The 24,923-nt window shown below is 72.0% G+C and carries 29 protein-coding genes, 1 tRNA gene and 1 pseudogene; 25 read left to right on the top strand and 6 right to left on the bottom strand.

What is annotated here, in order from left to right; translation table 11 throughout:
- Positions 1-351 (top strand): flotillin family protein (locus tag ACO1BR_RS36805; RefSeq protein ID WP_426799461.1); only part of this gene is annotated, 351 nt, incomplete at its 5' end.
- Positions 276-1,169: pseudogene (locus tag ACO1BR_RS36800) on the top strand (SPFH domain-containing protein); the annotation flags it as partial. The gene ACO1BR_RS36805 and the pseudogene ACO1BR_RS36800, both read left to right, overlap by 76 nt.
- Before the next feature lie 165 nt (positions 1,170-1,334).
- Here ACO1BR_RS36800 and ACO1BR_RS36795 read toward each other — a convergent pair.
- Positions 1,335-1,832, bottom strand: coding sequence for a MarR family winged helix-turn-helix transcriptional regulator (locus ACO1BR_RS36795; RefSeq protein WP_426799457.1), 498 nt, complete (start codon positions 1,830-1,832; stop codon positions 1,335-1,337).
- A gap of 454 nt (positions 1,833-2,286) precedes the next feature.
- Between ACO1BR_RS36795 and ACO1BR_RS36790 the strand changes: the two genes are divergently transcribed.
- The 3 genes from ACO1BR_RS36790 (at position 2,287) to ACO1BR_RS36780 (ending at position 4,297) form a co-directional block, all read left to right on the top strand.
- Positions 2,287-3,516, top strand: coding sequence for a cytochrome P450 (locus tag ACO1BR_RS36790; RefSeq protein WP_426799456.1), 1,230 nt, complete (start codon positions 2,287-2,289; stop codon positions 3,514-3,516).
- Between the two features lie 58 nt (positions 3,517-3,574).
- Positions 3,575-3,769: a ferredoxin gene (locus ACO1BR_RS36785; RefSeq protein WP_043265339.1), complete on the top strand. Its 195-nt coding sequence runs from the start codon at positions 3,575-3,577 to the stop codon at positions 3,767-3,769.
- A gap of 177 nt (positions 3,770-3,946) precedes the next feature.
- Entirely contained in the window at positions 3,947-4,297 is a 351-nt protein-coding gene (locus ACO1BR_RS36780; protein WP_426799455.1) for a hypothetical protein, read from the top strand.
- Positions 4,298-4,337: 40 nt separating this feature from the next.
- Here the strand turns inward: ACO1BR_RS36780 and ACO1BR_RS36775 are convergent, their stop codons facing one another.
- Positions 4,338-5,264: a helix-turn-helix domain-containing protein gene (locus tag ACO1BR_RS36775; protein WP_426799460.1), complete on the bottom strand. Its 927-nt coding sequence runs from the start codon at positions 5,262-5,264 to the stop codon at positions 4,338-4,340.
- A 79-nt stretch (positions 5,265-5,343) separates the two neighbouring features.
- Here ACO1BR_RS36775 and ACO1BR_RS36770 point away from each other — a divergent pair, with 79 nt between their 5' ends.
- The 9 genes from ACO1BR_RS36770 to ACO1BR_RS36730 all read left to right on the top strand — a co-directional run bounded on the left by ACO1BR_RS36770 (position 5,344) and on the right by ACO1BR_RS36730 (position 12,070).
- Positions 5,344-6,399: an NAD(P)-dependent alcohol dehydrogenase gene (locus ACO1BR_RS36770; RefSeq protein WP_426799454.1), complete on the top strand. Its 1,056-nt coding sequence runs from the start codon at positions 5,344-5,346 to the stop codon at positions 6,397-6,399.
- 189 nt (positions 6,400-6,588) lie between these two features.
- The gene (gene rpmF / locus ACO1BR_RS36765) at positions 6,589-6,759 is read left to right on the top strand and encodes a 50S ribosomal protein L32 (RefSeq protein ID WP_159509094.1); all 171 of its coding nucleotides are present in this window, start codon (positions 6,589-6,591) and stop codon (positions 6,757-6,759) included.
- Positions 6,760-6,766: 7 nt separating this feature from the next.
- Positions 6,767-8,032, top strand: coding sequence for a GTP-binding protein (locus tag ACO1BR_RS36760; RefSeq protein ID WP_426799453.1), 1,266 nt, complete (start codon positions 6,767-6,769; stop codon positions 8,030-8,032).
- Positions 8,033-8,326: 294 nt separating this feature from the next.
- A complete protein-coding gene (locus ACO1BR_RS36755; protein WP_426799452.1) occupies positions 8,327-8,812 on the top strand; it encodes an LPXTG cell wall anchor domain-containing protein in 486 nt (161 codons plus the stop codon).
- 39 nt (positions 8,813-8,851) lie between these two features.
- The gene (locus ACO1BR_RS36750) at positions 8,852-9,514 is read left to right on the top strand and encodes an RNA polymerase sigma factor (protein WP_426799451.1); all 663 of its coding nucleotides are present in this window, start codon (positions 8,852-8,854) and stop codon (positions 9,512-9,514) included.
- The gene (locus ACO1BR_RS36745) at positions 9,511-10,035 is read left to right on the top strand and encodes a hypothetical protein (protein WP_426799450.1); all 525 of its coding nucleotides are present in this window, start codon (positions 9,511-9,513) and stop codon (positions 10,033-10,035) included. Before ACO1BR_RS36750 ends, ACO1BR_RS36745 begins: the two co-directional genes overlap by 4 nt.
- A 121-nt stretch (positions 10,036-10,156) precedes the next feature.
- The gene (locus tag ACO1BR_RS36740) at positions 10,157-10,804 is read left to right on the top strand and encodes a DUF4232 domain-containing protein (protein ID WP_426799449.1); all 648 of its coding nucleotides are present in this window, start codon (positions 10,157-10,159) and stop codon (positions 10,802-10,804) included.
- Between the two features lie 163 nt (positions 10,805-10,967).
- Complete coding sequence (locus ACO1BR_RS36735) at positions 10,968-11,267, top strand: type II toxin-antitoxin system VapB family antitoxin (RefSeq protein ID WP_016572550.1); 300 nt, start codon at positions 10,968-10,970, stop codon at positions 11,265-11,267.
- A gap of 155 nt (positions 11,268-11,422) precedes the next feature.
- Entirely contained in the window at positions 11,423-12,070 is a 648-nt protein-coding gene (locus ACO1BR_RS36730; RefSeq protein WP_426799448.1) for a LytR C-terminal domain-containing protein, read from the top strand.
- A gap of 56 nt (positions 12,071-12,126) precedes the next feature.
- Here the strand turns inward: ACO1BR_RS36730 and upp are convergent, their stop codons facing one another.
- Positions 12,127-12,762, bottom strand: a complete 636-nt coding sequence (upp, locus tag ACO1BR_RS36725; RefSeq protein ID WP_189308287.1) for a uracil phosphoribosyltransferase — start codon at positions 12,760-12,762, stop codon at positions 12,127-12,129.
- A gap of 216 nt (positions 12,763-12,978) precedes the next feature.
- Between upp and ACO1BR_RS36720 the strand changes: the two genes are divergently transcribed.
- The 3 genes from ACO1BR_RS36720 (at position 12,979) to ACO1BR_RS36710 (ending at position 14,345) form a co-directional block, all read left to right on the top strand.
- A complete protein-coding gene (locus ACO1BR_RS36720) occupies positions 12,979-13,500 on the top strand; it encodes a hypothetical protein (protein WP_426799459.1) in 522 nt (173 codons plus the stop codon).
- 93 nt (positions 13,501-13,593) lie between these two features.
- Positions 13,594-14,175: a nucleoside deaminase gene (locus ACO1BR_RS36715; RefSeq protein ID WP_426799447.1), complete on the top strand. Its 582-nt coding sequence runs from the start codon at positions 13,594-13,596 to the stop codon at positions 14,173-14,175.
- An 82-nt stretch (positions 14,176-14,257) separates the two neighbouring features.
- A tRNA-Ser gene (locus ACO1BR_RS36710) sits at positions 14,258-14,345 on the top strand.
- Between the two features lie 513 nt (positions 14,346-14,858).
- Here ACO1BR_RS36710 and ACO1BR_RS36705 read toward each other — a convergent pair.
- Positions 14,859-15,335 carry a hypothetical protein gene (locus ACO1BR_RS36705; RefSeq protein ID WP_426799446.1) on the bottom strand — a complete coding sequence of 159 codons (477 nt, stop codon included), beginning with the start codon at positions 15,333-15,335 and terminating at the stop codon, positions 14,859-14,861.
- Positions 15,336-15,372: 37 nt separating this feature from the next.
- The gene (locus tag ACO1BR_RS36700) at positions 15,373-16,152 is read right to left on the bottom strand and encodes a DUF2127 domain-containing protein (RefSeq protein WP_426799445.1); all 780 of its coding nucleotides are present in this window, start codon (positions 16,150-16,152) and stop codon (positions 15,373-15,375) included.
- A gap of 712 nt (positions 16,153-16,864) precedes the next feature.
- On the opposite strand from ACO1BR_RS36700, the gene ACO1BR_RS36695 reads away from it, so the two are divergent.
- The 6 genes from ACO1BR_RS36695 (at position 16,865) to ACO1BR_RS36670 (ending at position 21,042) form a co-directional block, all read left to right on the top strand.
- Positions 16,865-17,029 carry a hypothetical protein gene (locus tag ACO1BR_RS36695; RefSeq protein ID WP_189308282.1) on the top strand — a complete coding sequence of 55 codons (165 nt, stop codon included), beginning with the start codon at positions 16,865-16,867 and terminating at the stop codon, positions 17,027-17,029.
- 54 nt (positions 17,030-17,083) lie between these two features.
- Complete coding sequence (locus tag ACO1BR_RS36690) at positions 17,084-17,377, top strand: Dabb family protein (RefSeq protein ID WP_426799444.1); 294 nt, start codon at positions 17,084-17,086, stop codon at positions 17,375-17,377.
- Positions 17,378-17,592: 215 nt separating this feature from the next.
- Positions 17,593-18,402 carry an RNA polymerase sigma factor SigF gene (locus tag ACO1BR_RS36685; protein ID WP_043270303.1) on the top strand — a complete coding sequence of 270 codons (810 nt, stop codon included), beginning with the start codon at positions 17,593-17,595 and terminating at the stop codon, positions 18,400-18,402.
- Between the two features lie 189 nt (positions 18,403-18,591).
- Positions 18,592-19,431, top strand: a complete 840-nt coding sequence (locus tag ACO1BR_RS36680; RefSeq protein ID WP_159509281.1) for an RNA polymerase sigma factor SigF — start codon at positions 18,592-18,594, stop codon at positions 19,429-19,431.
- 238 nt (positions 19,432-19,669) lie between these two features.
- Positions 19,670-20,422 carry a hypothetical protein gene (locus ACO1BR_RS36675; protein ID WP_426799443.1) on the top strand — a complete coding sequence of 251 codons (753 nt, stop codon included), beginning with the start codon at positions 19,670-19,672 and terminating at the stop codon, positions 20,420-20,422.
- A gap of 146 nt (positions 20,423-20,568) precedes the next feature.
- Positions 20,569-21,042 carry a VOC family protein gene (locus ACO1BR_RS36670; RefSeq protein ID WP_426799442.1) on the top strand — a complete coding sequence of 158 codons (474 nt, stop codon included), beginning with the start codon at positions 20,569-20,571 and terminating at the stop codon, positions 21,040-21,042.
- Positions 21,043-21,137: 95 nt separating this feature from the next.
- On the opposite strand, the gene ACO1BR_RS36665 is transcribed toward ACO1BR_RS36670, so the two are convergent.
- Positions 21,138-21,356 carry a hypothetical protein gene (locus tag ACO1BR_RS36665; protein ID WP_426799441.1) on the bottom strand — a complete coding sequence of 73 codons (219 nt, stop codon included), beginning with the start codon at positions 21,354-21,356 and terminating at the stop codon, positions 21,138-21,140.
- Positions 21,357-21,768: 412 nt separating this feature from the next.
- Here ACO1BR_RS36665 and ACO1BR_RS36660 point away from each other — a divergent pair, with 412 nt between their 5' ends.
- Positions 21,769-22,251, top strand: a complete 483-nt coding sequence (locus tag ACO1BR_RS36660) for a MarR family winged helix-turn-helix transcriptional regulator (protein ID WP_426799440.1) — start codon at positions 21,769-21,771, stop codon at positions 22,249-22,251.
- 19 nt (positions 22,252-22,270) lie between these two features.
- Positions 22,271-24,880, top strand: a complete 2,610-nt coding sequence (locus tag ACO1BR_RS36655; RefSeq protein ID WP_426799439.1) for an MFS transporter — start codon at positions 22,271-22,273, stop codon at positions 24,878-24,880.
- Positions 24,881-24,923: the final 43 nt, after the last annotated feature.

The following is a 24,923-nucleotide window of genomic DNA, read 5'->3' as shown; positions in this document are numbered from 1 at the left end:
AAGTGCGTGACCCGGCAGGGCATCGCGCTCACGGTCCGTGCCGTGATCGCGTTCAAGGTCGGCAACGACACCGAGAGCATCGTCAACGCCGGGCAGCGGTTCCTGTCCGACCAGGACCAGATGGCGGTGCTCACCGGCCGGATCTTCGCCGGTCATCTGCGGTCCATCATCGGCTCGATGACGGTGGAGGAGATCGTCACCGAGCGGCAGAAGCTGGCCACCGAGGTCCTGGAGACCTCCAAGACCGAGATGGCCAAGATCGGCCTGATCGTCGNTCCGACCAGGACCAGATGGCGGTGCTCACCGGCCGGATCTTCGCCGGTCATCTGCGGTCCATCATCGGCTCGATGACGGTGGAGGAGATCGTCACCGAGCGGCAGAAGCTGGCCACCGAGGTCCTGGAGACCTCCAAGACCGAGATGGCCAAGATCGGCCTGATCGTCGACTCGCTCCAGATCCAGTCGATCGACGACGGCAACACCGGCTACATCGAGGCGATGTCCGCGCCGCACAAGGCCGCCATCCAACAGCAGGCCCAGGTCGCCCAGGCCCAGGCCACCCAGGCGTCCGTCGAGGCCCAGCAGGAAGCGGCGCGCAACCAGGCCGAGTACCAGCGGCAGACCGCCGTCGTGCAGGCCGAGTACAACGCCGAGGTCGACCGCGCCCAGGCCCGTGCCGCCCAGGCCGGCCCGCTCGCCCAGGCCCACGCCAAGCAAGAGGTACTGGCCGCACAGACCGAACTCGCCGAGCGCGCCGCCAAGCTGCGCCAGCAGGAACTGGTCGCCGAGGTCGTCAAGCCCGCCGAGGCGGAGGCCGAGCGCATCCGACTGCTGGCCCTGGCCGAAGCCGAGCGCATGAAGATCCAGGCCGAAGCCGCCGCCTCACACGACCGGGTCGCACTCGACCGGATGCTCATCGACCAACTCCCGCAGATCGTCAAGGAAGCCTCCGCCGGCCTCGCAGGCGCCAACGTCAACGTCCTCAACGGCACCGACGGCCTCGGCGAGATCGCCGCCGGCCTGGTCGGCCAGGGCCTCACCATCCTCGACTCGGTACGCCGCAACCTCGGCACCCCCGACGCCTCCGGCCACACCGCCGACAAGAACCGAGCGCCAGGCAACGGCGTGGGCAACGGCACCGGCCACAGCGGTCGCGTAGAGATCGAGTAGCGAGCGAACAGCGAGCGAACAGCGGATCCGCAGGCGGGGGCGGGACCGTCCTCAGAGCCTTTCCGACCCTGACCCCACCGGACCGAGCCATCGGACCGGCACATCAGACGGGCCATCGGACCGGCACATCAGACCGGGCCATCAGAACAGCCCATCGGGCCGGTCCTACGCCCCCCGCCCCCGCTGGCGTGGCTCCTCGGCGTGCTTTTCGCGAACGTAGACCACCAGGCGGTTCAGCACGGCCATCGTGGTGGCGAGTTCGGCGTCGTCGAAGTCGCTCAGGGCCTGCCGCAATCCGGCCAGACTGGCCTGCTGGAAGCTGCGCAGGACCTCCGTGCCGTGTGGCGTGATGGCGACCTGGCGGGCGCGGCGGTCGAGGGAGTCCTGGGTGCGTTCGACCAGGTCCTGGGACTCCAACTGGCCGATCTGCCGGGTGACATGGGGCGGTTCGACCATCAGTTGCGCCGCCAGGTCGCCGACCCGGCTGACGCCGCCGCTGTTCTCCAGAGCCATCAGCAGATAGAGGTCGGAGCGCCCGGCCTGGACACCCGCCTGCAGCGCCTGACGCTCGTGCGCCCGGGAGCGGGTGAGCAGATAGGACAGCGTGGCCAGCACCTTTTGCAGTGCGGCGAGGGAGTCCTGGTCTCGTGCGGGGTCCGGCATGGGGGCACTGTAGCGGGCACCGCTCCCCGGATCCGCAGCCCTCCGTACCAGGATCTGGCCGGATCCCGTCCTCCGGCCTGCCGGCAGCGCGGCAAGGGCCGGCACCACTCCCGCCTGTTCGCGCCCCGCGACGTACGAACCCGGTATGAGCTTGGCTTCAGCCCGGATCCAGCACGATCCAGCCCGGTCCAGCCCGGTCCAGCCCCGATCCAGCCCGGATTCAACCCAGTCCAGCCCGGATCCAGCCCGGTTTGAGCCAACCTCGGGCGGCCCGCGATCACCCCTTCCCTCCCCTGCCGGGCGTGAGTTAGCGTGACGATGACTTAATTGCTTAAGTTAGGTAACTAGCTTGCGGCTCAGCGCCCCGGCTACGTCACCAGCACGGGAGTTGCCAACCCACGGCAGTTCGGCAAGCCACCGCAGTGCCGTGTCCGAACGCGGAAGGACCACCCGCATGACGACCGCAGAACGTACCGCTCCCCTCGACGCCCCCGACGCCCCCGACGCCCTCGCCGTCCCGGCCACCCGCGCCCCGGGCTGCCCCTTCGATCCCGCACCCCGTGTCGCCCGCGCGGTCCACGAGGAACCCGTCACCCGGGCCACCCTCTGGGACGGCTCCGCCTGCTGGCTGGTGACCCGGCATCAGGACGTCCGCCAGGTGCTCGGCGACCAGCGCTTCAGCGCCGACGCGCACCTCCCGGGATTCCCATTCCTCACCGCCGGCGGACGCGAAATCCTTTCCGGCGGCACCACGTTCATCCGCCAGGACGACCCGGAGCACGCCCGGCTGCGCCGGATGCTCACCGCCGACTTCATGGTCAAGAAGGTCGAGGCGATGCGCCCGGAGGTGCAGCGCCTCGCCGACGAGTTGATCGACCGGATGACCGACGGCCGCACCTCCGCCGACCTGGTCACCGACTTCGCGCTGCCGCTGCCGTCCCTGGTGATCTGCCTGCTGCTCGGCGTCCCCTACGAGGACCACGGGTACTTCCAGGAGCGCAGCCGGATCCTGCTCAGCCTCCGCTCGACCGCCGAAGAGGTCCGCACCGCCCAGCTGGAACTGGTCGCCTATCTGACCCGGCTCGCCGAGTCCAAGCAGGAGCGGCCCGACGACGGCATCGTCAGCCGCCTGGTCGCCCGCGGCGAGCTGAGCTTCGCCGAAATCGCCACCATGGGGCGGCTGTTGCTGGTGGCCGGCCATGAGACGACCGCGAACATGACGGCCCTGTCCACCCTCGCCCTGCTGCGCAACCCCGACCAGTTGGCGCGGCTGCGCGCGGAGCCGTCGCTCGTCAAGGGCGCCGTCGAGGAGCTGCTGCGCTATCTGACGATCGTCCACAACGGCGTACCGCGGGTCGCCACCGAGGACATCGAGGTCGGCGGGCGCACCATCCGCGCCGGCGAGGGCGTGCTGTGCACCATCAACACCGCCAACCGCGACGAGGACGTCTTCCCCGGTGGCGACGCCCTCGACGTCACCCGCGACGCCCGCCGCCATGTCGCCTTCGGCTTCGGCGTCCACCAGTGCCTGGGGCAGCCGCTCGCCCGGGTGGAACTCCAGATCGCCGTCGAGACCCTGATCCACCGGCTGCCCGGCCTGCGGCTGGACGTCCCCTTCGAGGACGTCGCGTTCCGCAGCGATATGGCCATCTACGGGGTGCACTCGCTGCCGGTCGCCTGGTAGCAGCCCACGGCAACCCCGCACCCGACCCACCCTTCGTTCCACACCCTTGGGGAGAACCATGCGCATTCACGCCGACCAGGAGAAGTGCTGCGGCGCCGGAAGCTGTGTGCTGGCCGCGCCGGACGTCTTCGACCAGCGCGAGGAGGACGGCATCGTCGTCGTCCTCGACGCGGAGCCGCCCGCCGCGCTGCACGACGCGGTCCGCGAGGCGGCGGCCATCTGCCCGGCCGCCGCGATCTCGGTGTCCGACTGACACCCCGTACGGGCCCCGCACACCCCGCGGGGCCCGTACGCGACCGCCGAAACCCCGCCCCGCCGCCGTATCGATACCGCGCCCCTCCTTCGGGTGACGGGGCACATCACCGGACGTCCGCACGGGCAGCGAAGCACAGCACCACGCCAACCGCCGTGTTCCGAAAGGACGTTCCGCATGCGCCGCCTCCGCCGCGCGCTGGCCGCAGCCGCCGGTTCGCTGACCCTGGCCCTGGCCCTGCCCGCCGCATCGGCCCACGCCGCCACCGGCGACTTCACCTACGTCTACAACGACCCGTACCTGGGGCCGCTGCCCGGCCGCCTCACCGACCCGCCGAGCCGGACGTGCCTCAACCTCCCCGGGGCGATCCAGGAATATCTGCCACCCGCGCACACGCCACGCAACCACACCACGTCCACCGCCACGGTCTTCACCGGCCTCGACTGCACCGGCGACCACTTCACCCTGCGGCCGAACGGCGGCCACGCCTCCGAGCGGCTCAAGCTCCGTTCCGTGGTGTTCTCCTGACCCGCCTGGCGACAGTCCTGCCCGCCCCGCCGGACCGCCCCTACGCCCCCGGCCCCGCCGCGTCCCGTGGCCCCGCCGCGTCCCGTGGCCCCGCCGCCAGTGCGCGCAGCGCCTCCGCGGACGGCGAGCCCGGTGCGGCATGGTGGGTGACCAGGATCTGCTCGGGGTCGTCCGGCACCCCCAGCGACTCGTAGGCGAGGGTCAGCGGGCCCACCAGCGGATGGTTCAGCTGCTTCACTCCGAAACCCTTGTCCTTGACGTCGTGCCGGGCCCAGAACCGCCGGAACTCCTCACTACGGTCGGCCAGTTCGGCGATCAGCGCGGCCAGCGCCGGATCGTCCGGCCGGCGCCCCAGCTGCCGCCGCAGCAGGGCGACCAGCACACACGCCTTGCCCTCCCAGTTCACGTACAGCTCCCGCGTCGCCGGGTCCAGGAAGACCTGCCAGGCCATGTTGCGCCGCTCGGGAGGCATGGCCGGGAAGTCGCCGAACACGGCGCAGCCCAGCCGGTTCCAGCCGATGATGTCCAGCCGCCGGCCGACGACGAAGGCGGGGATGTGCTCCATGGAGTCCAGCAGCTCCTGGAGGGCGGGCCGTATCCGCTGTGGCCGGTCGGCCGGACGGCTCCGGCGGGAGACCGGGCGGAGGAGGTGCCGCAGGTGGTCGCGCTCGGCCGGGTTCAGCCGCAGCGCGTCGGCGATAGCGTCCAGGACGGCGGCCGACACGTTACGGCCACGGCCTTGTTCCAGGCGGATGTAGTACGCGACGCTCACCCCGGCCAGCTGCGCCAGCTCCTCGCGGCGCAGCCCCGGCACCCGGCGCCGCCCGTGCTCCGGCAGCCCGACGTCCCCGGGCCGCAGCCGGGCCCGGCGCGAGCGCAGGAACTCGCTCAGCTCGGTGCGCTGGTCCACCGCCGCGATCCGCGGCCGTGCCGCGGGGCCGCCGGACTCCCCGGGCCGCTGGGTGATTCCGTCAGTAGTAGGCACGCCATGCATATGTTCAAGAGTGCACTGGTTACCCCCGAAGCGATGGCGCAGTCTCGGTGGCATGACCCACACCTCTGTCGCCGCGTACGCCGCACCCGCCCCGAAGGCACCGCTGGAGCGGACCACGATTCCGCGCCGCGAGCTGGGTGCCCACGACATCCTGATCGACATCAAGTTCGCCGGTATCTGCCACTCCGACATCCACACCGTGCGCGCCGAATGGGGCGACGGCGGGAACTTCCCGATCGTCCCCGGCCACGAGATAGCCGGTGTGGTCGCCGAGGTCGGCGCCGAGGTCACCCGCTACAAGGCGGGCGACCGGGTCGGCGTCGGCTGCTTCGTCGACTCCTGCCGCGAGTGCGAGAACTGCCGGGCGGGCGAGGAGCAGTACTGCACCGGTGAGCTCGGCAACGTCGGCACGTACAACGCCACCGGGCGGGACGGAACGCCCACCTACGGCGGCTACTCCACCCACCTCGTCGTCGACGAGAACTACGCCCTGCGCATCCCCGACACCATCCCGCTGGACGCCGCGGCCCCGCTGCTGTGCGCCGGTATCACCCTCTACTCCCCGCTCGCCCACTGGAAGGCCGGCCCCGGCAAGAAGGTCGCCGTCGTCGGCCTCGGCGGCCTCGGCCACATGGGCGTCAAGATCGCGCACGCGATGGGCGCGGAGGTCACCGTCCTCAGCCAGTCCCTCCGCAAGAAGGACGACGGCCTGCGGCTGGGCGCGGACCACTACTACGCGACGAGCGACCCGGCCACCTTCGAGGCGCTGGCCGGCACCTTCGACCTGATCGTCAACACCGTCTCGGCCGATCTGGACCTCAACGCCTACCTCGGACTGCTGCGCACCGACGGCACCCTGGTCCAGCTCGGCGCCCCGGAGAACCCGCTGCCGATCGCGCCGTTCGCGCTGATCACGCGCCGCCGGTCGTTCGCCGGATCGATGATCGGCGGCATCCGCGAGACCCAGGAGATGCTCGACTTCTGCGGTGAGCACGGGCTGGCCGCGGAGATCGAGGTGATCAGCGCGGACCAGATCAACGACGCGTACGAGCGGGTGCTGGCGAGCGACGTCCGCTACCGCTTCGTGATCGACACCTCGACGATCTGAGCCATGGCGCCGCGGCCCTCCCCGGGGCCGCCGGCGCGCCGTCCGCCCGGGGCCGCCCCCACAGGCCGCCCCGGGCGTTTGCGCGCCGTGACCCCGGCACGGCGAAACTCTACTTGAAAACGACTCCCATTTCCACATAACCTCTGACCTCTTGGCCGACACCCACCCCACCGACGGAGGTCCCTCCCCATGGCCGTACCCAAGCGCAAGCTCTCCCGCAGCAACACCCGGCACCGCCGCGCCCAGTGGAAGGCCACCGCGCCCCGGCTGGTGCCGATCACCGTCGACGGCTCCGTGTACCGGGTCCCACAGCACCTGGTGAAGGCGTACCGGCTCGGCCTGATCGACCCGAAGGACTGACCGGGCCATGACGCACCCCCGGCTGCCCGTCACCGTGCTCTCCGGCTTCCTCGGCGCGGGCAAGACCACCCTGCTCAACCACGTCCTGGGCAACCGGGAGGGACTGCGCGTCGCGGTGATCGTCAACGACATGAGCGAGGTCAACATCGACGCCGCCCTCGTCCGCGGCGGCACGGCGGCGCTCTCCCGCACCGAGGAACGCCTCGTCGAGATGACCAACGGCTGCATCTGCTGCACCCTGCGCGACGACCTGCTTGAGGAGGTCGACCGGCTGGCCCGGGCCGGCCGCTTCGACTACCTGCTCATCGAGTCCAGCGGCATCTCCGAGCCGATGCCGGTCGCCGCGACCTTCGCCTTCCCGCGCGACGACGGCGCCACCCTCGGCGACCTGGCGCGCCTGGACACCATGGTCACGGTCGTCGACGCGGCCAACTTCCTGCCCGAACTGGCCGGTGGCGACGCGCTGACCGAGCGCGGTCTGGACCAGTACGAGGACGACGAGCGCACGGTCAGCGATCTGCTCATGGACCAGATCGAGTTCGCCGACGTCCTCGTCCTCAACAAGACCGACCTGGTCGACCCCGCCACCGCCGAACGGCTCCACGCCACCCTCGCCCGCCTCAACCCGACCGCCCGCGTCCTCCCCGCCCGGCACGGCGCGGTGGCGCTCTCCGACGTCCTGGGAACCGGCCGCTTCGACCTGGAACGCGCCCAGCAGGCCCCCGGCTGGGTCCGGGAACTCAACGGCGACCACGTCCCCGAGACCGAGGAATACGGCATCTCCAGCACCGTCTTCCGCGCTGCCCGCCCCTTCCACCCCGCCCGCCTCTGGCACTTCGTCACCGAGCAGCTCGAAAGCGGCGCCCACGGCGGCGTCCTCCGCTCCAAGGGCTTCTTCCGCCTCGCCACCCGGCCCGGCATCACCGGACTGTGGTCCCAGGCGGGCGCGGTGGCCCGCTTCGAACCGTCCGGCGTCGACGGAGAGGGCGACGGCGCGGACCCCGGGGACACCGCCGGCCCGGCCGGCCAGGAACTCGTCTTCATCGGCACCGGCCTCCACCCGGACAGCCTCCACGCCGCCCTGACCGCCTGCCTCCTCGCCCCCGGCGAGCCCGTCCCGCCCCCCGCCGACGACCCGTTCCCGGCCTGGGACGTCAACGGCCCGGCCGCCGCCTGCGAGCACGGGCACGAATCCGGGCACGATCCCGAGCGCGAGCCCCGCGACACCCAACTACCGCCATCTGAAAGGGCGTTGGCAGACACCGTCACTTGACGGCCCGTCCCCAGGTGCGGAAGCGTGCGCTGTCCGGCGGCGTCCACGAGGCGCCGTGCGGACGACCACGCGCACGAGCACACGCACGACCGCGCGCACGACCAGGGGGACCATTCCGATGTACCGCACCGGGCCCGGCTTCCTCTTCCTCGTCCCGATACTCGCCCTCCTGGCCGCCGCCCCACCCCGCGGAATTTCCTTCCGCCGCATCGGCAACCCCGGCCCCGGCCGCACGTCGTCACGGGTGAGGGCGCCCTCAGGCGCCGCCCGTCGACGAACCAGGAGCAGCCGACCGTGACCCCCTCCCGTACCACCGCCCGCCACCCCCGCCTGCGCCGCACGGCCGGCGCCGGCCTGCTCGCGGCGATGGCGCTCGCCGCCGTATCGACCGCCGGTACCGCGTACGCAGCCGAGACCCCGACCCCCTCGCCGCGGCCTACGCACGCCTCCCCGACCCCGGCCCCCACCCACGCCCCGGGCCACGGCACGCCCAGCCCGGCCCCGACCCGGCCCCCGGGCCACGGCACCCCCTCCCCCGTGCCCACCCAGCCCCCGGGCCGCCGGCCGACCGCCTCGCCCTCCGCCCCCGGCAGCTCCCGGCCGAGCCCCGTCCCCACCCACCCCGGCAAGCCGGGCGCCGCCAACGGCCGCCAGGGCGAGCGGGAACTGGCGCACACCGGCGCCTCCTCCGCGGCCACCCTCGCGCTCGGCGGCGGCGCGGCGGCCCTCATCGCCGCGGGCGGCGGTACGGTCTACGCCGTCCGCCGGCGCCGCGCCTGAGACAGCCCGCCACTCAGGCCCGCCCGCCCCGAGGAAACGATGGTCCACTCCGTCACCCCGCACACCGCCCCGGTACGGTTCGCCCTGCCGGGGCTCCTCCGGCCCGTCCGCCGGTGGCGCCTGCTGCGCGCCGTCCGCCGCGAGACACCGCCGCAGCACCCCCGACTCCCCCACCGCGACGGCCCGTTGGCATACGGCGGGGACGCCGAACCGCCGCCGCCCACCATCACCGACCTCTACCACGCCCACCGGCTGACCATGGTCCGCCTGGCCGTCCTCCTCGTCGACGACCGCGCCACCGCCGAGGACGTCGTCCAGGACGCGTTCGCCGCGCTGTACAAGCGGCACGGCGAACACCTCGACGAGGTCGACAACGCCCTGGCCTACCTCCGGACCGCCGTCGTCAACGCGGCCCGCTCGGTGCTGCGCCGCCGCCGCACCGCCCGCGGCTACACCCCGCCCCACGAGGCCGACGCCCCCTCCGCCGAAGAGCGCATCGTCCTCAACGAGGAGCACCGCGAGGTCTTCGCCGCGCTCGGCGGCCTGACCGCCCGCCGCCGCGAGGTCCTGGTCCTCCGCTACTGGGGCGACCTGTCCGAAGCCGAGATCGCGACGACGCTGGGCATCAGCCGCGGCGCGGTGAAGTCCCTGGCCAGCCGCGCTCTGGACGCCCTGGAAAAGATCCTGGAGGCCCGGTCATGACCCCGCATGACACCGCCCCCCGCGGCCCCGAACGCCCCGTCGAGGACCGCCTGCGCCGCGCCTTCGAGGCCCGCGCCCGAGCCGTCGGCGTACGCGACCTGCGCCCCGCCGCGCCCCCGGGCCCCCCGCTCCGCCACCGCCGCCGCACCGCGCTCACCCGGACCTGGCTGCGCCGCTTCGCGCTGCCACTGGCCGCCGCCACCGCGACCGCCGCCCTGGCCCTCGCCTACCTGGCCACCACCCCCGGCACCCCGCCGGCCCGCCCCACCCCCGCGACACCCCCGAGCCCGGTCACCTCCACCCCGTCCCCCACCACCCCGGCCCCGAGCCCCGACCCGACGAGCCCCGGCCCGAGCAGCCCCTCCCACCTCCCGCCCCGCAGCGGCACTCCGTCCCACCGCCCGCCGCACCGCACCCCCTCTCCCACCCCCACCACGCCGTCCCGCCCCGCCACCACGCCCCCCTCCGCCACCCCCTCCCCACGCTTTTCGGACAACTCCCCGAGCCCCACCCCCACTTGACGCCGGCCCCCGCCGAGCAGGCCCCGCACCGCACCGCCCGCGCCCCATTCGGCACGTGACGCCCGCTCCGCGTTAACCGAGCATTAGCGGCACGGCAACCACCTGGTCGAGAATCGTGTACATGCCGTCCCCGAACACCGCCGCCCCCCGCCGCAGCCGCCCGCTCGCGGCCCTGCTGCTGGCCGCGGCGGCCGTGCTGCCGCTGGCCGCCTGCCAGACCGGCGGCGCCGTCCAGGCCGACCGGGTCTCCGCCGACGTCTCGCCCGCCGGCCCACCGTCCGCCGACCCCGGCCTCCGAACCGCGCCGGGCGCCCCCGACGCCCACCCCCGGGTCGCCTGCACGCCCGACATGCTGCGGTTCCACGCCGGCGCGGAGCGGCGCCCGGCCCGGCACATGCTGCTGACCGTCACCAACATCTCCGACCGGACCTGCACCTTCGCCGGCCAGCCCTACCCCCTGCTGCGCCTCAGCGACCGCCACCCGGCCGCCGCCCCGCCCATCGCCCGCAGCAGGCCGCGCACCCCGGTCGCGCTGGCCCCCGACGCGACCGCGTACGCCACGGTCACCATCGCCGGCCCCGATCGGCCGGGCGGCCGGAGCGCCCCGGGCAGCAAGGCCGAAAAGATCTCCCAGTTCGGCGTCACCCTGACCGCCCGGAGCGACCCGGCGCAGGTCGGCGTGGACGGCCGCGCCCCCGTCCCCGTGGACCCTGACACCGCCCGGGTGACGTACTGGCAGCGGAGCCTGGCGGACGCCGAGAAGTGGTGACCGGGCACCGGCGGCGCCACGGGCGGGCGAGCGAGCGATAGCCCGTTCGTGCCGTATCGGCCAGCCCCTCACCCACCAATGATCCAATTTTGCCGCTATTGATTCGCTTTGCGCTGGCGCCGCTTGGCTGCGCCCGGTGCCGCAGGCCCGGTAGGCTTTCCGTGTGATCTTCAAGCGCATCGGAAATGGGCGGCCGTACCCCGACCACGGCCGGGAGAGCACCCGCCAGTGGGCGGACGTCGCCCCGCGCCCGGTACGCCTCGACCAATTGGTGACCACCAAGCAGCAGCTCGACCTCGAAACGCTGCTCGCCGAGGACTCGACGTTCTACGGCGATCTCTTCGCCCATGTCGTCAAGTGGGAGGGCGACCTCTACCTGGAGGACGGGCTGCACCGCGCCGTCCGCGCGGCCCTCCAGCAGCGCCAGGTCCTGCACGCCCGGGTGCTCGAACTCGACAACTGACCGCCCGGTTTCCAGCGGTTTCTCCTGGCGTTCCGCCGATGTCCCCCGGCGCCTCGCGGCCTTGCCATGGCCGGATTCGACCACTCGGGTTCTCCCGTACGCAACGCGTTGATCGTTTAGTAGGCACGGCCGACGGCCCGCACTACGCTGCGGCCATGAGCATGCTGACGCCTCCAGGAATGGGCGGTAAGAGGTACCGCATCACAGGCGACAGGTATCCGCGGATGCGCCGCCCCCGCCACCGTCGCCGCATCGTCCTCAGCATCGTTGCCGGGGCCTGCGTCCTCGGACTGGCCGGCTGGGGGACCCTGCAGCTCATCGACGTCTTCGGCGGGAAGGGCAACACGGCCCAGGCCGCCCAGGACCGGAGACACTGCCCGCAGAACGGCACGGCGGGCCGGGCCAACGCCGCGCAGCCCCCAGCCGGCAAGCTCCCCGCGCCCGCCGCGCTGACCGTCAACGTCTACAACGCCACCGCGCGGCCGGGACTCGCCAAGCACACCGCCGACGAGCTCAAGAAGCGCGGCTTCAAGATCGGGAAGGTGGGCAACGCCCCGGCCCCCTACGACAAGAAGGTGGGCGGCACCGGGATACTGCTCGGCCCCAAGGCCGCGTCTGAGGGACCGCTGAAGGTCCTGGCCACCCAGCTCGCCGGAGCACAGCAGCAGACCGACGACCGCAAGACCGCCGATCTCGACCTGATCATCGGCGGCACCTTCACCCAGCTCGCCGCCGAGCAGGACGCCGCGAAGGCCCTGGCCCAGCTGACCCACCCCGCGCAGCAGCCCGCCGCCACGTGCTGACCGCGCACCACAAGGGCCCCGCACCACACCCGGTGCGGGGCCCTTGAAAAGAGTGCTCAGCCGGCCGTGCCGTACATCCGGTCGCCCGCGTCGCCCAGGCCCGGGACGATGTAGCGGTCGGCGTTCAGCCGCTCGTCGACGGCGGCGGTGACCACCGTGACCGGCGCCCCGGCCAGCTCCCGCTCCATGACCTCGACGCCCTCCGGCGCGGCCAGCAGGCAGATCGCGGTGACGTCGTCCGCACCGCGCTTGATCAGCTCCCGGATCGCCGCGACCAGCGTGCCGCCGGTGGCCAGCATCGGGTCGACGACGTACACCTGCCGCCCCGACAGGTCGTCGGGCATCCGCGTCGCGTACGTGTGGGCCTCGTACGTCTCCTCGTTGCGGACCATGCCCATGAAGCCGACCTCGGCGGTGGGCAGCAGCCGGACCATGCCGTCCAGCATGCCCAGACCGGCCCGCAGGATCGGGACGACCATGGGCCGCGGGTGGGACAGCCGCACGCCGGTGGTCGCCGTCACCGGGGTCTCGATGTCGACCTGCTCGGTGCGCACATCACGGGTGGCCTCGTAGGCGAGCAGGGTGACCAGCTCGTCGGCGAGCCGCCGGAAGGTCGGGGAGTCGGTGCGCTTGTCGCGCAGAGTGGTGAGTTTGTGCGCCACCAGCGGGTGGTCGACGACGTGGATCCGCATGACATCGACAGTAACCGAGCCGGAAGGCCCCAGCGCCCGCCCTGCGCCCGCGGGAATCCGGCACGTGAGCGACATCTCTCACAACGTCCGCACGACGCAGCGCTGAAGACGGCGCGCGAAGGCGATGTTTCTGCCACGATTCCGAAGGGGCGGGACCATGGCGTGCAGCGCCGCCCCGCCCAGCCCGGCACGCCTATGACCAGTGGGAGAGTCACGGTGTACTTCGCCGCACTGCTCGCGCGCACCGAAGACGGGTGGGAAGCGAGCGATACGGAGCTCGACAATGTGGAAACGCTGACCGATCTGGCCGACCTGGCCCGAGAGGCAGCGATCGACGACAACACGGTGGTGGCCCTCATCGAGCAGGAGGACGCCTGGTTCGGCGTCGTCCGGGTGGACGGCGAGGAGGACCCGCGGGTCTTCGTCTCCAACGCCGCCATCGCCAGCAGAAGCTCATACGGTGCGATGCTGACCGACGAACTCCTCGGCCGCGAGGACGACGCGGCCGACGAACTCGACAGCCTCGACCTGGACGGTACGGAGGACGGCGAACCCGAAGCGAACAACGACGTTGATGACGACGACGAGGTCGCGGCGGTGCGCGGCCCACTCGGCGACGCCGGGCTGCTGAGCGACCTCGGCGTCTCCGAGAAGGAACTGCTCGCCCTCGACGGCGACGCGCTCGGCGAGATCGCCGACGCCCTGGGCTGCACGGACCTCCTGGAAGCCGTGCGCTGAGCCCCTCCCCCCAGCCACCGCTGGGGGAGCCCCCGCCGGGCCCACGCTCCGCCCCTGGGCCCGGCCCCCGGCCACGTCCCCGACACTGGGGACATGACCGTCCCCCCATCCGCCCCTCTGCCCTCCGCCGCGCCCGACCCGCTGCGCGACCCCTGGATCGCGCCGATGCGCCAGGCGCTCGCGGAGGCCACCCGCGCCCCCGGGACCGGTGACGTCCCGGTGGGCGCCGTCGTGCTGTCCGCCGACGGCACGGTCCTGGGCACCGGCCACAACGCACGCGAGGCCACCGGCGACCCCACCGCCCACGCCGAAGTCCTCGCCCTGCGAGCCGCCGCGGAGACCTTGCGAAAGGAAGCATCGCGGTCCGGGTCCCCCCGGACGGAGTCCGGGGGAGATTCCAGCCGGGGTGGTGGCGAGCGACGGGCGGGAGAGTGGCGGCTGACCGGCTGCACCCTCGTCGTCACCCTCGAACCGTGCACGATGTGCGCCGGCGCGATCGTCCTCTCCCGCGTCGACCGCGTCGTCTACGGCGCCCGCGACGCCAAGGCCGGCGCCGTCGGCTCCCTCTGGGACGTCGTCCGCGACCGCCGCCTCAACCACCGCCCCGAGGTCATCACCGGCGTCCTCGAACCCGACTGCGCCGCGCTCCTCACCGCGTTCTTCCGCGACCGCTGACCCCACTCCGCCAACCCCGCTCCGGCCCGCTCCCCACCATCCGATTTCGGCACATGGCCCCCCGTGGGCTAAGCTCTCTCTCGGTAGCGTGTCCGAGCGGCCGAAGGAGCTCGCCTCGAAAGCGAGTGTGGCGCAAGTCACCGAGGGTTCAAATCCCTCCGCTACCGCCAGTAGATGAGGCGCCCGGTCCGACGGACCGGGCGCCTCATCGGCTTCCGTCCCATTTTCCGTCTCAGTTGGCCGGCACGAGGGCTCCGGCGGCCCCGTCGTCAGGCAGCTCCCTCCGGTCGTCGTCATCCGTACGCGGCGCCGTGCCCCGGCCGCCGCGCGTTCGACGCCGCTCGGGCGCAGTTCCGGCAACCGTCCGCCGCGCGCGACAACCGCTGTACTTCCTCGCGGTGCAGGGCTCCACCTCCCCTCCGCTCACGCGGGGTGTCTCGGCGAGCCGTACCGAGTTCCGCGCCAAGTGGCCAGGCCGTACCGCCTCGTTGAGCGCCGTACGGAACATCCGGCATACGACGCGTTCCCCCGCTCCGCCCGCCGGAGGCGTTTCCGCAGCGCGGCAAAACGGGGCGGCCGGAGCCCCAACGGACTCCGGCCGCCCCCGATGCGGAGGTGAAACGCGTGACGCGTGACGCCAACGGTGAAACGGCGTAGGCGCGTTACCAGCACCACCAGCCGCACTAGCCGCGGCGGCGGAACGCCTTGCGGATGAAGTGCACGATCATCCAGATCACCAGGATCACGATGACGATGAACACCACGACGATCACGATGAGGAAGATGCCGAGCTTCTTGAAGAAGCCGGTCTTCTTCTTCGGCTTGTTGGACGAGAAGGAGGCCTGGTGCGTGACGTGGTGGGAGCCGGTGACGCGGTGCGTGCTGTGCCCGCCGTGCCAGCTCGTGGCGGACGCGGGGGCCGCGGCGACGCGTACCGAGGCGTCCTGGGCGGCCGTACGGGCCGGTGCCTGCTGGACGGCGGCGGTGGCCGTCGCGGACGCGGCGGCGTCGGACAGGCCGGCGGCCGCGGCCGGTCCGGCCGCGGCGGCCAGCAGACCGAAGAGCAGCGCCAGGACGGTGGCCGGACGACGGCGCGCCACGGATCGGCGGGCGGTGGTGCGCGGCGAACCGGGCTGCCGGCGCGCGGAGTTCGTGGGCATGAGTCGCATGGGTGGGTTTCCCCCTCGTTCGGTGCGTTCAGCCATTATGGGCTGCGGCGGGCATGGCGGCGGGCGTGCCGGCTTCCAGGAGCGAGGAGCTCTGCCGCTCCTCGTCGAAGGCCGCCCGGCCGCCCCGCAGCCCGAACAGCCGCTTGGCGACGGCGATGTAGAGCACGGCCAGGATGTTGATGGCCAGGGTGGCGATCTTGAGCCAACTGACCTTCTCGGTCAGCTCGTAGATCTCCAGCGGCAGGAACGCCGCGGTCGCCACCACCGTCAGGTATTCCGCCCAGCGCTTGGCGCGCCACAGCCCGACGCCCTCGACGATCTCGATCAACGCGTACGCCAGCAGCAGCGAGGCCACCAGCACCAAGGTGGAGTGCTTGTAGCCGAACGTCTTCCGGATGGTGTCGACGACCGGCGAGTGGTCCAGGTCGTAGTGGAAGTGGACGGCCACCGGGCGGATCGCGTCGAGGTTCTTGTCGAAGAACTGCCGGACCGCGTCCTGGCTGTTGCTGAACTTCCAGACGGCGATCGCCGCCAGCACGATGAACACGCCGCGCACCGCCCGCTCGACGGCCAGGAACCGCAGGATGAACAGATCGCGCAGGACCTTGCCGCGCGGGACCTGCGGGGCGTCGGCCGCCGGCCCGGTGCCATGCGGGTCGCCCAGGACGAAGTCGCCGCAGCGCAGGCAGCGCCACGCCTCGCCGTGAGCGGTGGCCGCGCGGAGTTTCGCCTGGTGGTGCTCCTCGTGCGGAAGGTAGGTGATGTGCCCGCGCCGCGCGCAGGTGCGCCGGTCCCAGTCGATCTTCATCGTTGGATCCCCGTTTCCCTTTCGTCGTCCCGCGCGCTACCGCGCGGCGGCCTCATGCCGCCGCCGGCCGGTATCGCGCCGTGCCGTGTAACTGTCGCGTACATGATGCAAGCCACGGCGTACGGGGTGCTCTTACAGGGGGAGGGACGAGCAGAACGCTCCGAAGGTTGCGGGAAAGAGGCGGTACATACGGCGCTTCAAGCGCATTCCACCCATACGCGGTGCGGGTGCGGACAACCGGCGCACGACAGAGCCCCGGCGCCGGGCCCCTCCCTGGTGTTCCCCCGGGGAGGGGCCGGAGCCGGGGCTCGCGGTCGGTCGGGGGAAACGGCGTCGGGGGAAGCCGTCTCCCCCGGTGAGGACCGAGCCTCGACGCCCGCGCCGCTGTCAGGGGGATAAGCGTGCGGCACGGACCCCGCAGTGAGGCCCTGGTCCCGTGGGCCCCGCGGATTCCTGCCAGATCCGCCGGGCCACGCTCCCCATCCTGCCGCACCCGGCCCCTCCCAACAGCCGGGCGAAGGGCCCCTCTTGGGGGGCCTTTGGTCCATAAAGCCGGCGTGAAAGGCGCAGCCGGACGGGCCGCCACACCTCCCCCGGTCGAACACCTGTGGTTACACTCGCCCGACCGCATACCGGGAGCCGGAGCGGTCGGCGGGGCCGCCGGGGCCCCAGGGGAAAGCCGCAAGGGACTGCCGTAGGGGAGACGGGACTGATGGCGACGGCGAAAAAGGTCGCGTTGTACTTGCTCATCGTTTTCGTGCTCTACACGATCATCGCCACCCCCAAGCGGGCCGCCCAACTCGTCCAGATAGGTTTCGAGGGCATCTCGTCGGCCGCTCAGGGCGTCGGCGAGTTCATGACCCAGCTGGTCAGCTAGGGTCTAGCGGCCAGCCGGAGCGGCTGCGCACCGCCCTGCCGCACGGAGGCCCCTGTGATCCGCCACCTGGTCCTGTTCAAGCTCAACGACGGCGTCTCCCGCGACGAGGAGCGGGTGCAGGCGGGCGTCCGCGCGTTCGCGGAGCTGGAGCGGCAGATCCCGGAGCTGGCGTTCTGGGAGTGCGCCTGGAACATCACCGACCGCCCGATCGCTCACGACTTCGCGATCAACTCGGCCGTCGCCGACGCCGATGCCCTCAAGCGCTACCTGGAGCACCCGGCCCACCAGGCCGCCGCCGCGCAGTGGCGCGAATTCGCCACCTGGGTGATCGCCGACTACGAGTTCTGAGCCCCGGCGCCGCCCCGGCCGCCGTACGCACTCCGGCCCCCCGCTCCACAGGCGGGGGGCTTCGCCATATGCCCGTTCCGCCGTCAACTCTCGGTTCAACACGGCATTATGGGGTGCTTGCACACAGTGCACATGTCTTGTGATGCTATGACCGCTTTTGCCGGATACATGCGATACGCGAAACATGCCGCAATAAATGCACTGTGAAGGGTGGCGTGACCGTGACGGCCCGTACTGCACCCAGGGCGCCATCCCGCGAGAGCCGAAGCGCGGACACGCGGGCGCTCACCCAGGTGCTCTTCGCCGAGCTGGCGGGACTCGAACCCGGCACCCCTGAGCACACCCGCGTCCGCGCCGCCCTGATCGAGGCCAACCTGCCGCTGGTCCGCTACGCCGCGGCCCGCTTTCGCAGCCGCAATGAGCCGATGGAGGACGTGATCCAGGTCGGCACCATCGGCCTGATCAACGCCATCGACCGGTTCGACCCGGACCGCGGCGTCCAGTTCCCGACCTTCGCCATGCCCACCGTCGTCGGCGAGATCAAACGCTACTTTCGGGACAATGTCCGGACCGTCCATGTCCCGCGCCGTCTCCACGAGCTGTGGGTGCAGGTCAACGGCGCGACCGAGGATCTGACCGTGCTGCACGGCCGCTCCCCCACCACCGCCGAGATCGCCGAGCGGCTGAAGATCGGCGAGGACGAGGTGCTGGCCTGTCTGGAGGCCGGACGCTCGTACCACGCGACGTCGCTGGAGGCCGCCCAGGAAGGCGACGGACTGCCCGGCCTGCTGGACCGCCTCGGCTACGAGGACCCCGAGCTGGCCGGGGTCGAGCACCGCGACCTGGTGCGGCACCTGCTCGTGCAGCTGCCCGAGCGCGAGCAACGCATCCTTCTCCTCCGTTACTACAGCAATCTGACGCAGTCCCAGATCAGTGCCGAGCTGGGGGTGTCGCAGATGCATGTGTCCCGGCTACTGTCGCGGAGCTTCGCCCGTCTGCGATCCGCAAACAGGATCGACGCCTAACCGGGACGGGCGACCCGTTCCTGCACAGATATGTCGACATGGCGCTACAGCGTGTTGCCGACATGTGACATTCTGCAGGAACCGCGTTTGCCGTGGTGCCGCCTCCGGTATTCAGGTGGAGGTACGACTCCTCGGCCCGCCCGGGCCGGGGACGCCGCAGCGACCCGTCCGCGACCTCAAGGGGGTGGCATGTCCGTAGAACTGGGCAGCTCAAAGGTGCTTGCCGCGATTCCCGCGCCGGCACCACACGTGCATGACGACGTCGACGCCATCAACACCCGCTCGCTCTCCCGCTCCCTGTTCCTGCGGCTGGCCACGCTCGACAAGGACTGCGCGGAGCGCGCTTACGTGCGCGACACGCTCATCGAACTCAACCTCCCGCTCGTGCGGTACGCGGCCGCCCGCTTCCGCAGCCGCAACGAGCCGATGGAGGACATCGTCCAGGTCGGCACCATCGGCCTGATCAAGGCCATCGACCGTTTCGACTGCGAACGCGGCGTGGAATTCCCGACGTTCGCGATGCCGACGGTCGTCGGCGAGATCAAACGCTTCTTCCGCGACACGTCCTGGTCCGTCCGCGTCCCGCGTCGGCTCCAGGAGCTGCGGCTGGCCCTCACCAAGGCCAGCGACGAGCTGGCCCAGAAGCTCGACCGCTCCCCCACGGTGCCCGAACTCGCCCTGTGCCTCGGGGTGTCGGAGGAGGACGTCGTCGACGGCCTCGCGGTCGGCAACGCCTACACCGCCTCCTCGCTCGACTCGCCCTCCCCGGAGGACGACGGCGGCGAGGGCTCCCTCGCGGACCGCCTCGGCTACGAGGACACCGCGCTGGAGGGCGTCGAGTACCGCGAGTCCCTCAAGCCCCTGCTGGCCAAACTCCCGCCCCGGGAGCGCCAGATCATCATGCTGCGCTTCTTCGCCAACATGACGCAGTCCCAGATCGGCGAGGAGGTCGGCATCTCCCAGATGCATGTCTCCCGGCTGCTCACCCGCACCCTGGCGCAGCTGCGCGAAGGGCTCATCGCCGATTGAGGAACGGTCCGCCGGGGGACGGCTGCCACCCGCAGCTCCGGGTCGCTCGGCGGACAGCAACGAGAGTGGAAACGGTCCGGAACGGCCCCGTACGCGGGCCTCGTGCGGTCCGTGCGCGACGTTCGCGCGCGACGGCGGGAAGCGCCGCCGAGCACGCCGCACGCCGCCACAGGGAGTCCCCGTGGCGTTGTCGCACACACCCCTATACATCTGACAGCCCGTCAGCAACACTGTGCCGATGCGACGGACGACGACTGTTGCCTCCGCCTCGGCGGCCGTGCTCTGCCTGGGCGTCCTCCTCAGCGGCTGCGGTTCCGCGGCCGGATCCGGCTATGCCGCGGTGGGCGCGCAAGGCCCCTTTGACAACTCCGCGCCGCACACGCCCGTACCGCCCCGCGGCGGCGTCGAACTGACCCCGCTGGACGGCACCGGCAACCCCGGCACCGGCGCCCCCGGCCGCTCCCCGGACTCCGGGCACCCCGGCTCCCCGGGCAGCCCCGGAACGACCGCCGGCACGCATCCGGCATCCCCCGGCACCGCCGCCCCGTCCCCCTCCCCCACCGGCCCCGGTGACACCGCCGGTACCAACGCCCCTACCCCGCCCGGGGATTCCCCCCGGCCGCGGCCGAGCGGCACCGCCACACCCGCGCCACCCTCGCCCACTCTTCCCACGGGTCCGGGCGCCCCCGCCGGCCTTCTCGTGGGCAGACCCGCACTCGCCGCCACGGACGTCCGCTGGTGCCAGCAGGTCACCCTCGACTTCCTCAACACCGGTGACCGCCCGGTCACTTCCGGGACCGTCACCTTCGGCACCCATGTCATCGGCGCCCTCGGCATCGACTGGGCCACGATCAGCTCCGACCACCAGCTGCCGCTGCCGCTCGCCCCCGGCCGGCCGGCGACCGGAACCTGGCGGGTGTGCGTGGACGCCTGGCGGGTCCCGCTGGGCATGCACCTCGACACCGAGGACGTCACGTTCACCTGGCGGTGAGCCCGGCGCCCCGCGCGCGACGCTCCCCGAAGGCGCCCCGCAAGTTCCCACCCGAACGGCGATGAGTTCCGCACGGCGCGGGGGTCGATACACAGAGCGGCCGGCCCGTCCGGTGCCGTCGCCACGCCACACACCAGGAGCGCACCATGCCGAAGATCACTCCCACCCTGTGGTTCGACACCCAGGGCCTGGAGGCAGCCGAGTTCTACTGCTCGGTGTTCCCGAACTCGAAGATCAGGGCCGTCACGCACTACAACGAGGCCGGTCCGCGGCCGGCCGGCACCGTGCTGACCGTCGAGTTCACGCTGGACGGCCAGGACTACACCGCGCTCAACGGGGGTCCGGAGTTCACCTTCAGCGAGGCGGTCTCCCTCTCGGTCACCTGTGCCGACCAGAAGGAGATCGACTACTACTGGACCAGGCTCGCCAAGGGCGGCGAGGAGGGACCCTGCGGATGGCTGAAGGACAGGTACGGCCTGTCCTGGCAGGTCGTACCCGAGGGAATGGCCGAGGTCCTCAACGACCCGGACCAGTCCCGCGCGAGCCGCGCCATGAAGGCGCTGATGGGCATGAAGAAGCTCGACATCGCGGCCCTGAAGGCGGCGGCGGACCAGGGCTGACGCCCCAACACCGGCCGCCCCGGCGGGACATGCCCCGGCCGGGGTGCCGCGCCGCGTCGGCGGCCCTCCGGCGCGCCGTCCGGTCCGCCGGGCGGTCAGCCCAGCGCGAGCCAGGCCGCCCCCGCCACCACGAGGATCGCGACGATCAAGCCCGCGATGAGGCCCACGCGGGGGCCGCTCGGCTGCTGCGGGGCCGCGGGGCGCGGGCCGCCCGCCTGCGGGGTGCCGCCCTCGTCGACGAAGGCTCGGAACATCTGCGTGCTGCCCGCCGGGTCGTAGTTGCCCTCGGCCTGGTTCTGCGGGTTGGTCGCCATGGGGAAGGACCCTAGCGAACGGGGCGCGCCGGGGCACCCCTGGGGCGCATATCCTCCGCGCGCGTGCGGGGCCGCGGGCCGCGGCAGAAGCGCCCGGTGCGTACGCAGCGCGCACGGGGCGGCACGTGATGCGTACATGGCAGTCGCCGGTGTCCCCGTCGGTGTCCCCGTCGGGGCCGCCGCGAAGGGGCATGGCACAGCAAAGGGTGCGTAACCGGCGCCGTCGCGCCGCCTAGCTCATCGACCAGCGCCTTTACGCGCCAAATCGTCTTTCTTGGCCGGATCACGGCGCGGAATTTGCCATTCCCATTCCTCAGGCTCCGTCGAATCGTTTGCCTTCAGCAACCAACAGTGTTTATGGTTGCCCCAAGCAACAAAAGGTGTGCGAAGGTGACGAGGCACGGAGGAGCCGATGGCCGCTCACAGTCAGTACGAAGAGCTGGCCCGGCAACTCAGCGCCATCGGGGCCGTCAAGCGGGAGATGGGGCGGATGCTGCCCCAGGAATGCCCACCCGCGTCGGCCGGTGTGCTCACGCTTCTCGACCGCCACGGCGAGATGCGGATGAGCCAGCTGGCCGAGCTGCTCGCGATCGACATGTCGGTGACCAGCCGGCACGTCGCCCATGTCGCCGAGCGCGGCTGGATCGAGCGGAAGCCCGATCCGGCGGACAAGCGGTCACGGCTGCTGCGACTGACCCCGAGCGGCAGGCAGCTCCTGGACGAGCTGGCCCGGCGCTACACCCAGACCCTCGCCCGGTACCTGGACGACTGGACCGACGCCGACGTCGGGCACCTCGTCGAGCTGCTCGCCAGGCTCCGTACGAGCTTCGGCGACTGCCGCATCCGGGCGCACCACGACTCCCCCGCCGCGACCCGTACACCCGCAGCAGGATGACAAGGAAGTAAGGAACCACATGGCCACGACCTCACCAGCCGGTGTGCGGGGCGGGCGCGCCAAGCACGGGGGCGGTCACAGCACCCCCGACGGTGCGCCCATGACGCACCGTCAGATCATGGAGGCGCTCTCCGGGCTGCTGCTCGGCATGTTCGTCGCCATCCTGTCGTCGACGATCGTCTCCAACGCGCTGCCGCACATCATCCACGACCTGCACGGCGGGCAGAGCGCGTACACCTGGGTCGTCACCGCCGCGCTGCTGGCGATGACCGCGACCACCCCGCTGTGGGGCAAGCTCTCCGACCTGTTCAGCAAGAAGGCGCTCGTCCAGATCGCCCTGGTCATCTACGTCGGCGGCTCGGTCGTCGCCGGTCTGTCGCAGAACACCGGCATGCTGATCGCCTGCCGCGTGGTGCAGGGCATAGGCGTGGGCGGTCTGTCCGCCCTCGCCCAGATCGTGATGGCCGCGATGATCTCCCCGCGGGAGCGCGGGCGTTACAGCGGCTACCTGGGCGCGACCTTCGCGGTCGCAACCGTCGGCGGCCCGCTGCTCGGCGGTGTCATCACCGACACCAGCTGGCTCGGCTGGCGCTGGTGCTTCTACGTCGGTGTGCCGTTCGCGGTGATCGCGCTGATCGTGCTCCAGAAGACTCTGAAGCTGCCGGTCGTCAAGCGCGAGGGCGTGAAGGTCGACTGGGCCGGCTCGTTCTTCGTGGCCGCCGCGGTGACGCTGCTGCTGGTGTGGGTGACCCTGGCCGGCAAGAACTACAACTGGATCTCCTGGCAGACCTTCGCCATGGTCGGCGGGGCGGTCGTGCTCGCGCTGGTCTTCGTGGTCGTCGAGTCGAAGGCCGCGGAACCGCTGATCCCGCTGCGGCTGTTCCGCAACAAGACGATCACGCTGGCCGCGCTCGCCTCGATGTTCGTCGGCGTCTCCATGTACAGCGGCACGGTCTTCTTCTCGCAGTACTTCCAGCTGGCGCACGGCAAGACCCCGACGATGTCCGGCGTCATGACCATCCCGATGGTCATGGGCCTGTTCCTCTCCTCGATGATCTCCGGCCAGATCATCACCCGCACCGGACGCTGGAAGGTCTTCCTCGTCAGCGGCGGTGTGCTGCTCACCGCGGGCCTCGCCCTGCTGGGCACGCTGCGCGCCGACACCCCGTACTGGCACTCGGCGGTCTACATGGCCCTGATGGGCCTCGGCGTCGGCATGATGATGCAGAACCTGGTCCTGGCGACCCAGAACCAGGTCGCGCCGCAGGACATCGGCTCGGCCAGCTCGCTGGTCACCTTCTTCCGTACCCTCGGTGGTGCGGTGGGCGTTTCGGCGCTCGGCGCGGCGCTCGCCAACCGGGTCACGCACTACGTCACCGACGGCCTGACCGCTCTCGGCCCCAAGGCCGCGGCGGCGGCGAGCCACGGCAGCACCGGCAGCGAAGGAATTCCGGACCTGTCGTCGCTGCCCGCCCCGATCCGGTCGATCATGGAGGACGCATACGGCCACGGCGTCGGCGATGTCTTCCTCTACGCGGCCCCGTGCGCCCTTCTCGCCCTGCTTCTCACCCTGTTCATCAAGGAGGTCGCCTTGCGCAGCAAGTCCGGTTCGGAGCGCGTCCTCGCCGGAGACGGCGACAGCGACGAGTCCCCGGCCCCCGCCGCCGCCCCGGCGTCGGCCCCCCTCACGGCGGCGGCCGCGGTCCCCGTCGAGGAGCGGGAGCCCGCCCTCGTCGGTGCCGTCCCGTCCCCGTCCGAGGACGACGCACTGCACACGCCCTCGTGGGCGCAGCCGGCCCCGGCGGCACAGCCCCAGGCGGCGTACGCGTCCGCCGGCGGCGGTGGCAGTGACGCCGTACCGTCCGGCCCCGCGGTCCACGGCTACGTCCGCAACGCCGACGGCAACCCGGTGCCCCGCTCGGCCGTCACGCTGATCTCGCTCGGCGGACGGCAGTTGGGCCGCGCGGTCGCCCAGGCCAACGGCTCGTACGTACTCAACGCCCCCGGCGCCGGCTCGTACGTGCTGATAGCCGCGGCCGACGGCCACCAGCCGCAGGCGTCCACCGTCGTCGTCGGCGAGACGCCCCACGGCTTCGACATCCAGCTCAGCGGCACCGGCGGCCTCGGCGGCCAGGTCCGCAGCGCGGTCACCGGCGAGCCGGTGGGCGGTGCGATGGTCGTCGTCACCGACGTCCGCGGCGAGGTGCTGGCGACCGGAACCGCCAACGCCGAGGGCCACTTCTCCTTCGCCGAGCTGGCGCCCGGCACCTTCACCGTCGCGGTGAACGCGGCCGGCTTCCGGCCCACCGCGCAGCCCGTCGAGGTCGGCGGCCAGGGCACCACCCGCATCGAGATCGCGCTGCTGTCCGGCGCCCGGGTCCAGGGCGTCGTACGGGCCGGGGCGAACCGGGTCCCGCTGGCCGACGCGCGGGTCACGCTGGTGGACGCCGCGGGCAATGTCGTGGCCACCTCCACCACCGGGTCGGACGGCGCGTACGCCTTCGCCGACCTGGACGCCGGCGACTACACGGTCATCGCGAGCGGCTATCCGCCGATCGCCACCGGCCTCGCCGTCGACGGGCACGGGGTGGACGGCTACGACGTCCAGCTCGCGCACCCCGGGGACTGACCGGAACCGGGCCCGTCCGGCACCGGCGGGCCCGGGACACCAA

The organism is Streptomyces sp. YGL11-2 (genome assembly GCF_050054615.1).
GTDB lineage: Bacteria > Actinomycetota > Actinomycetes > Streptomycetales > Streptomycetaceae > Streptomyces.
Note: the sequence above shows the minus strand (reverse complement) of the source record. Positions and strands in the feature narration are given on the sequence as shown.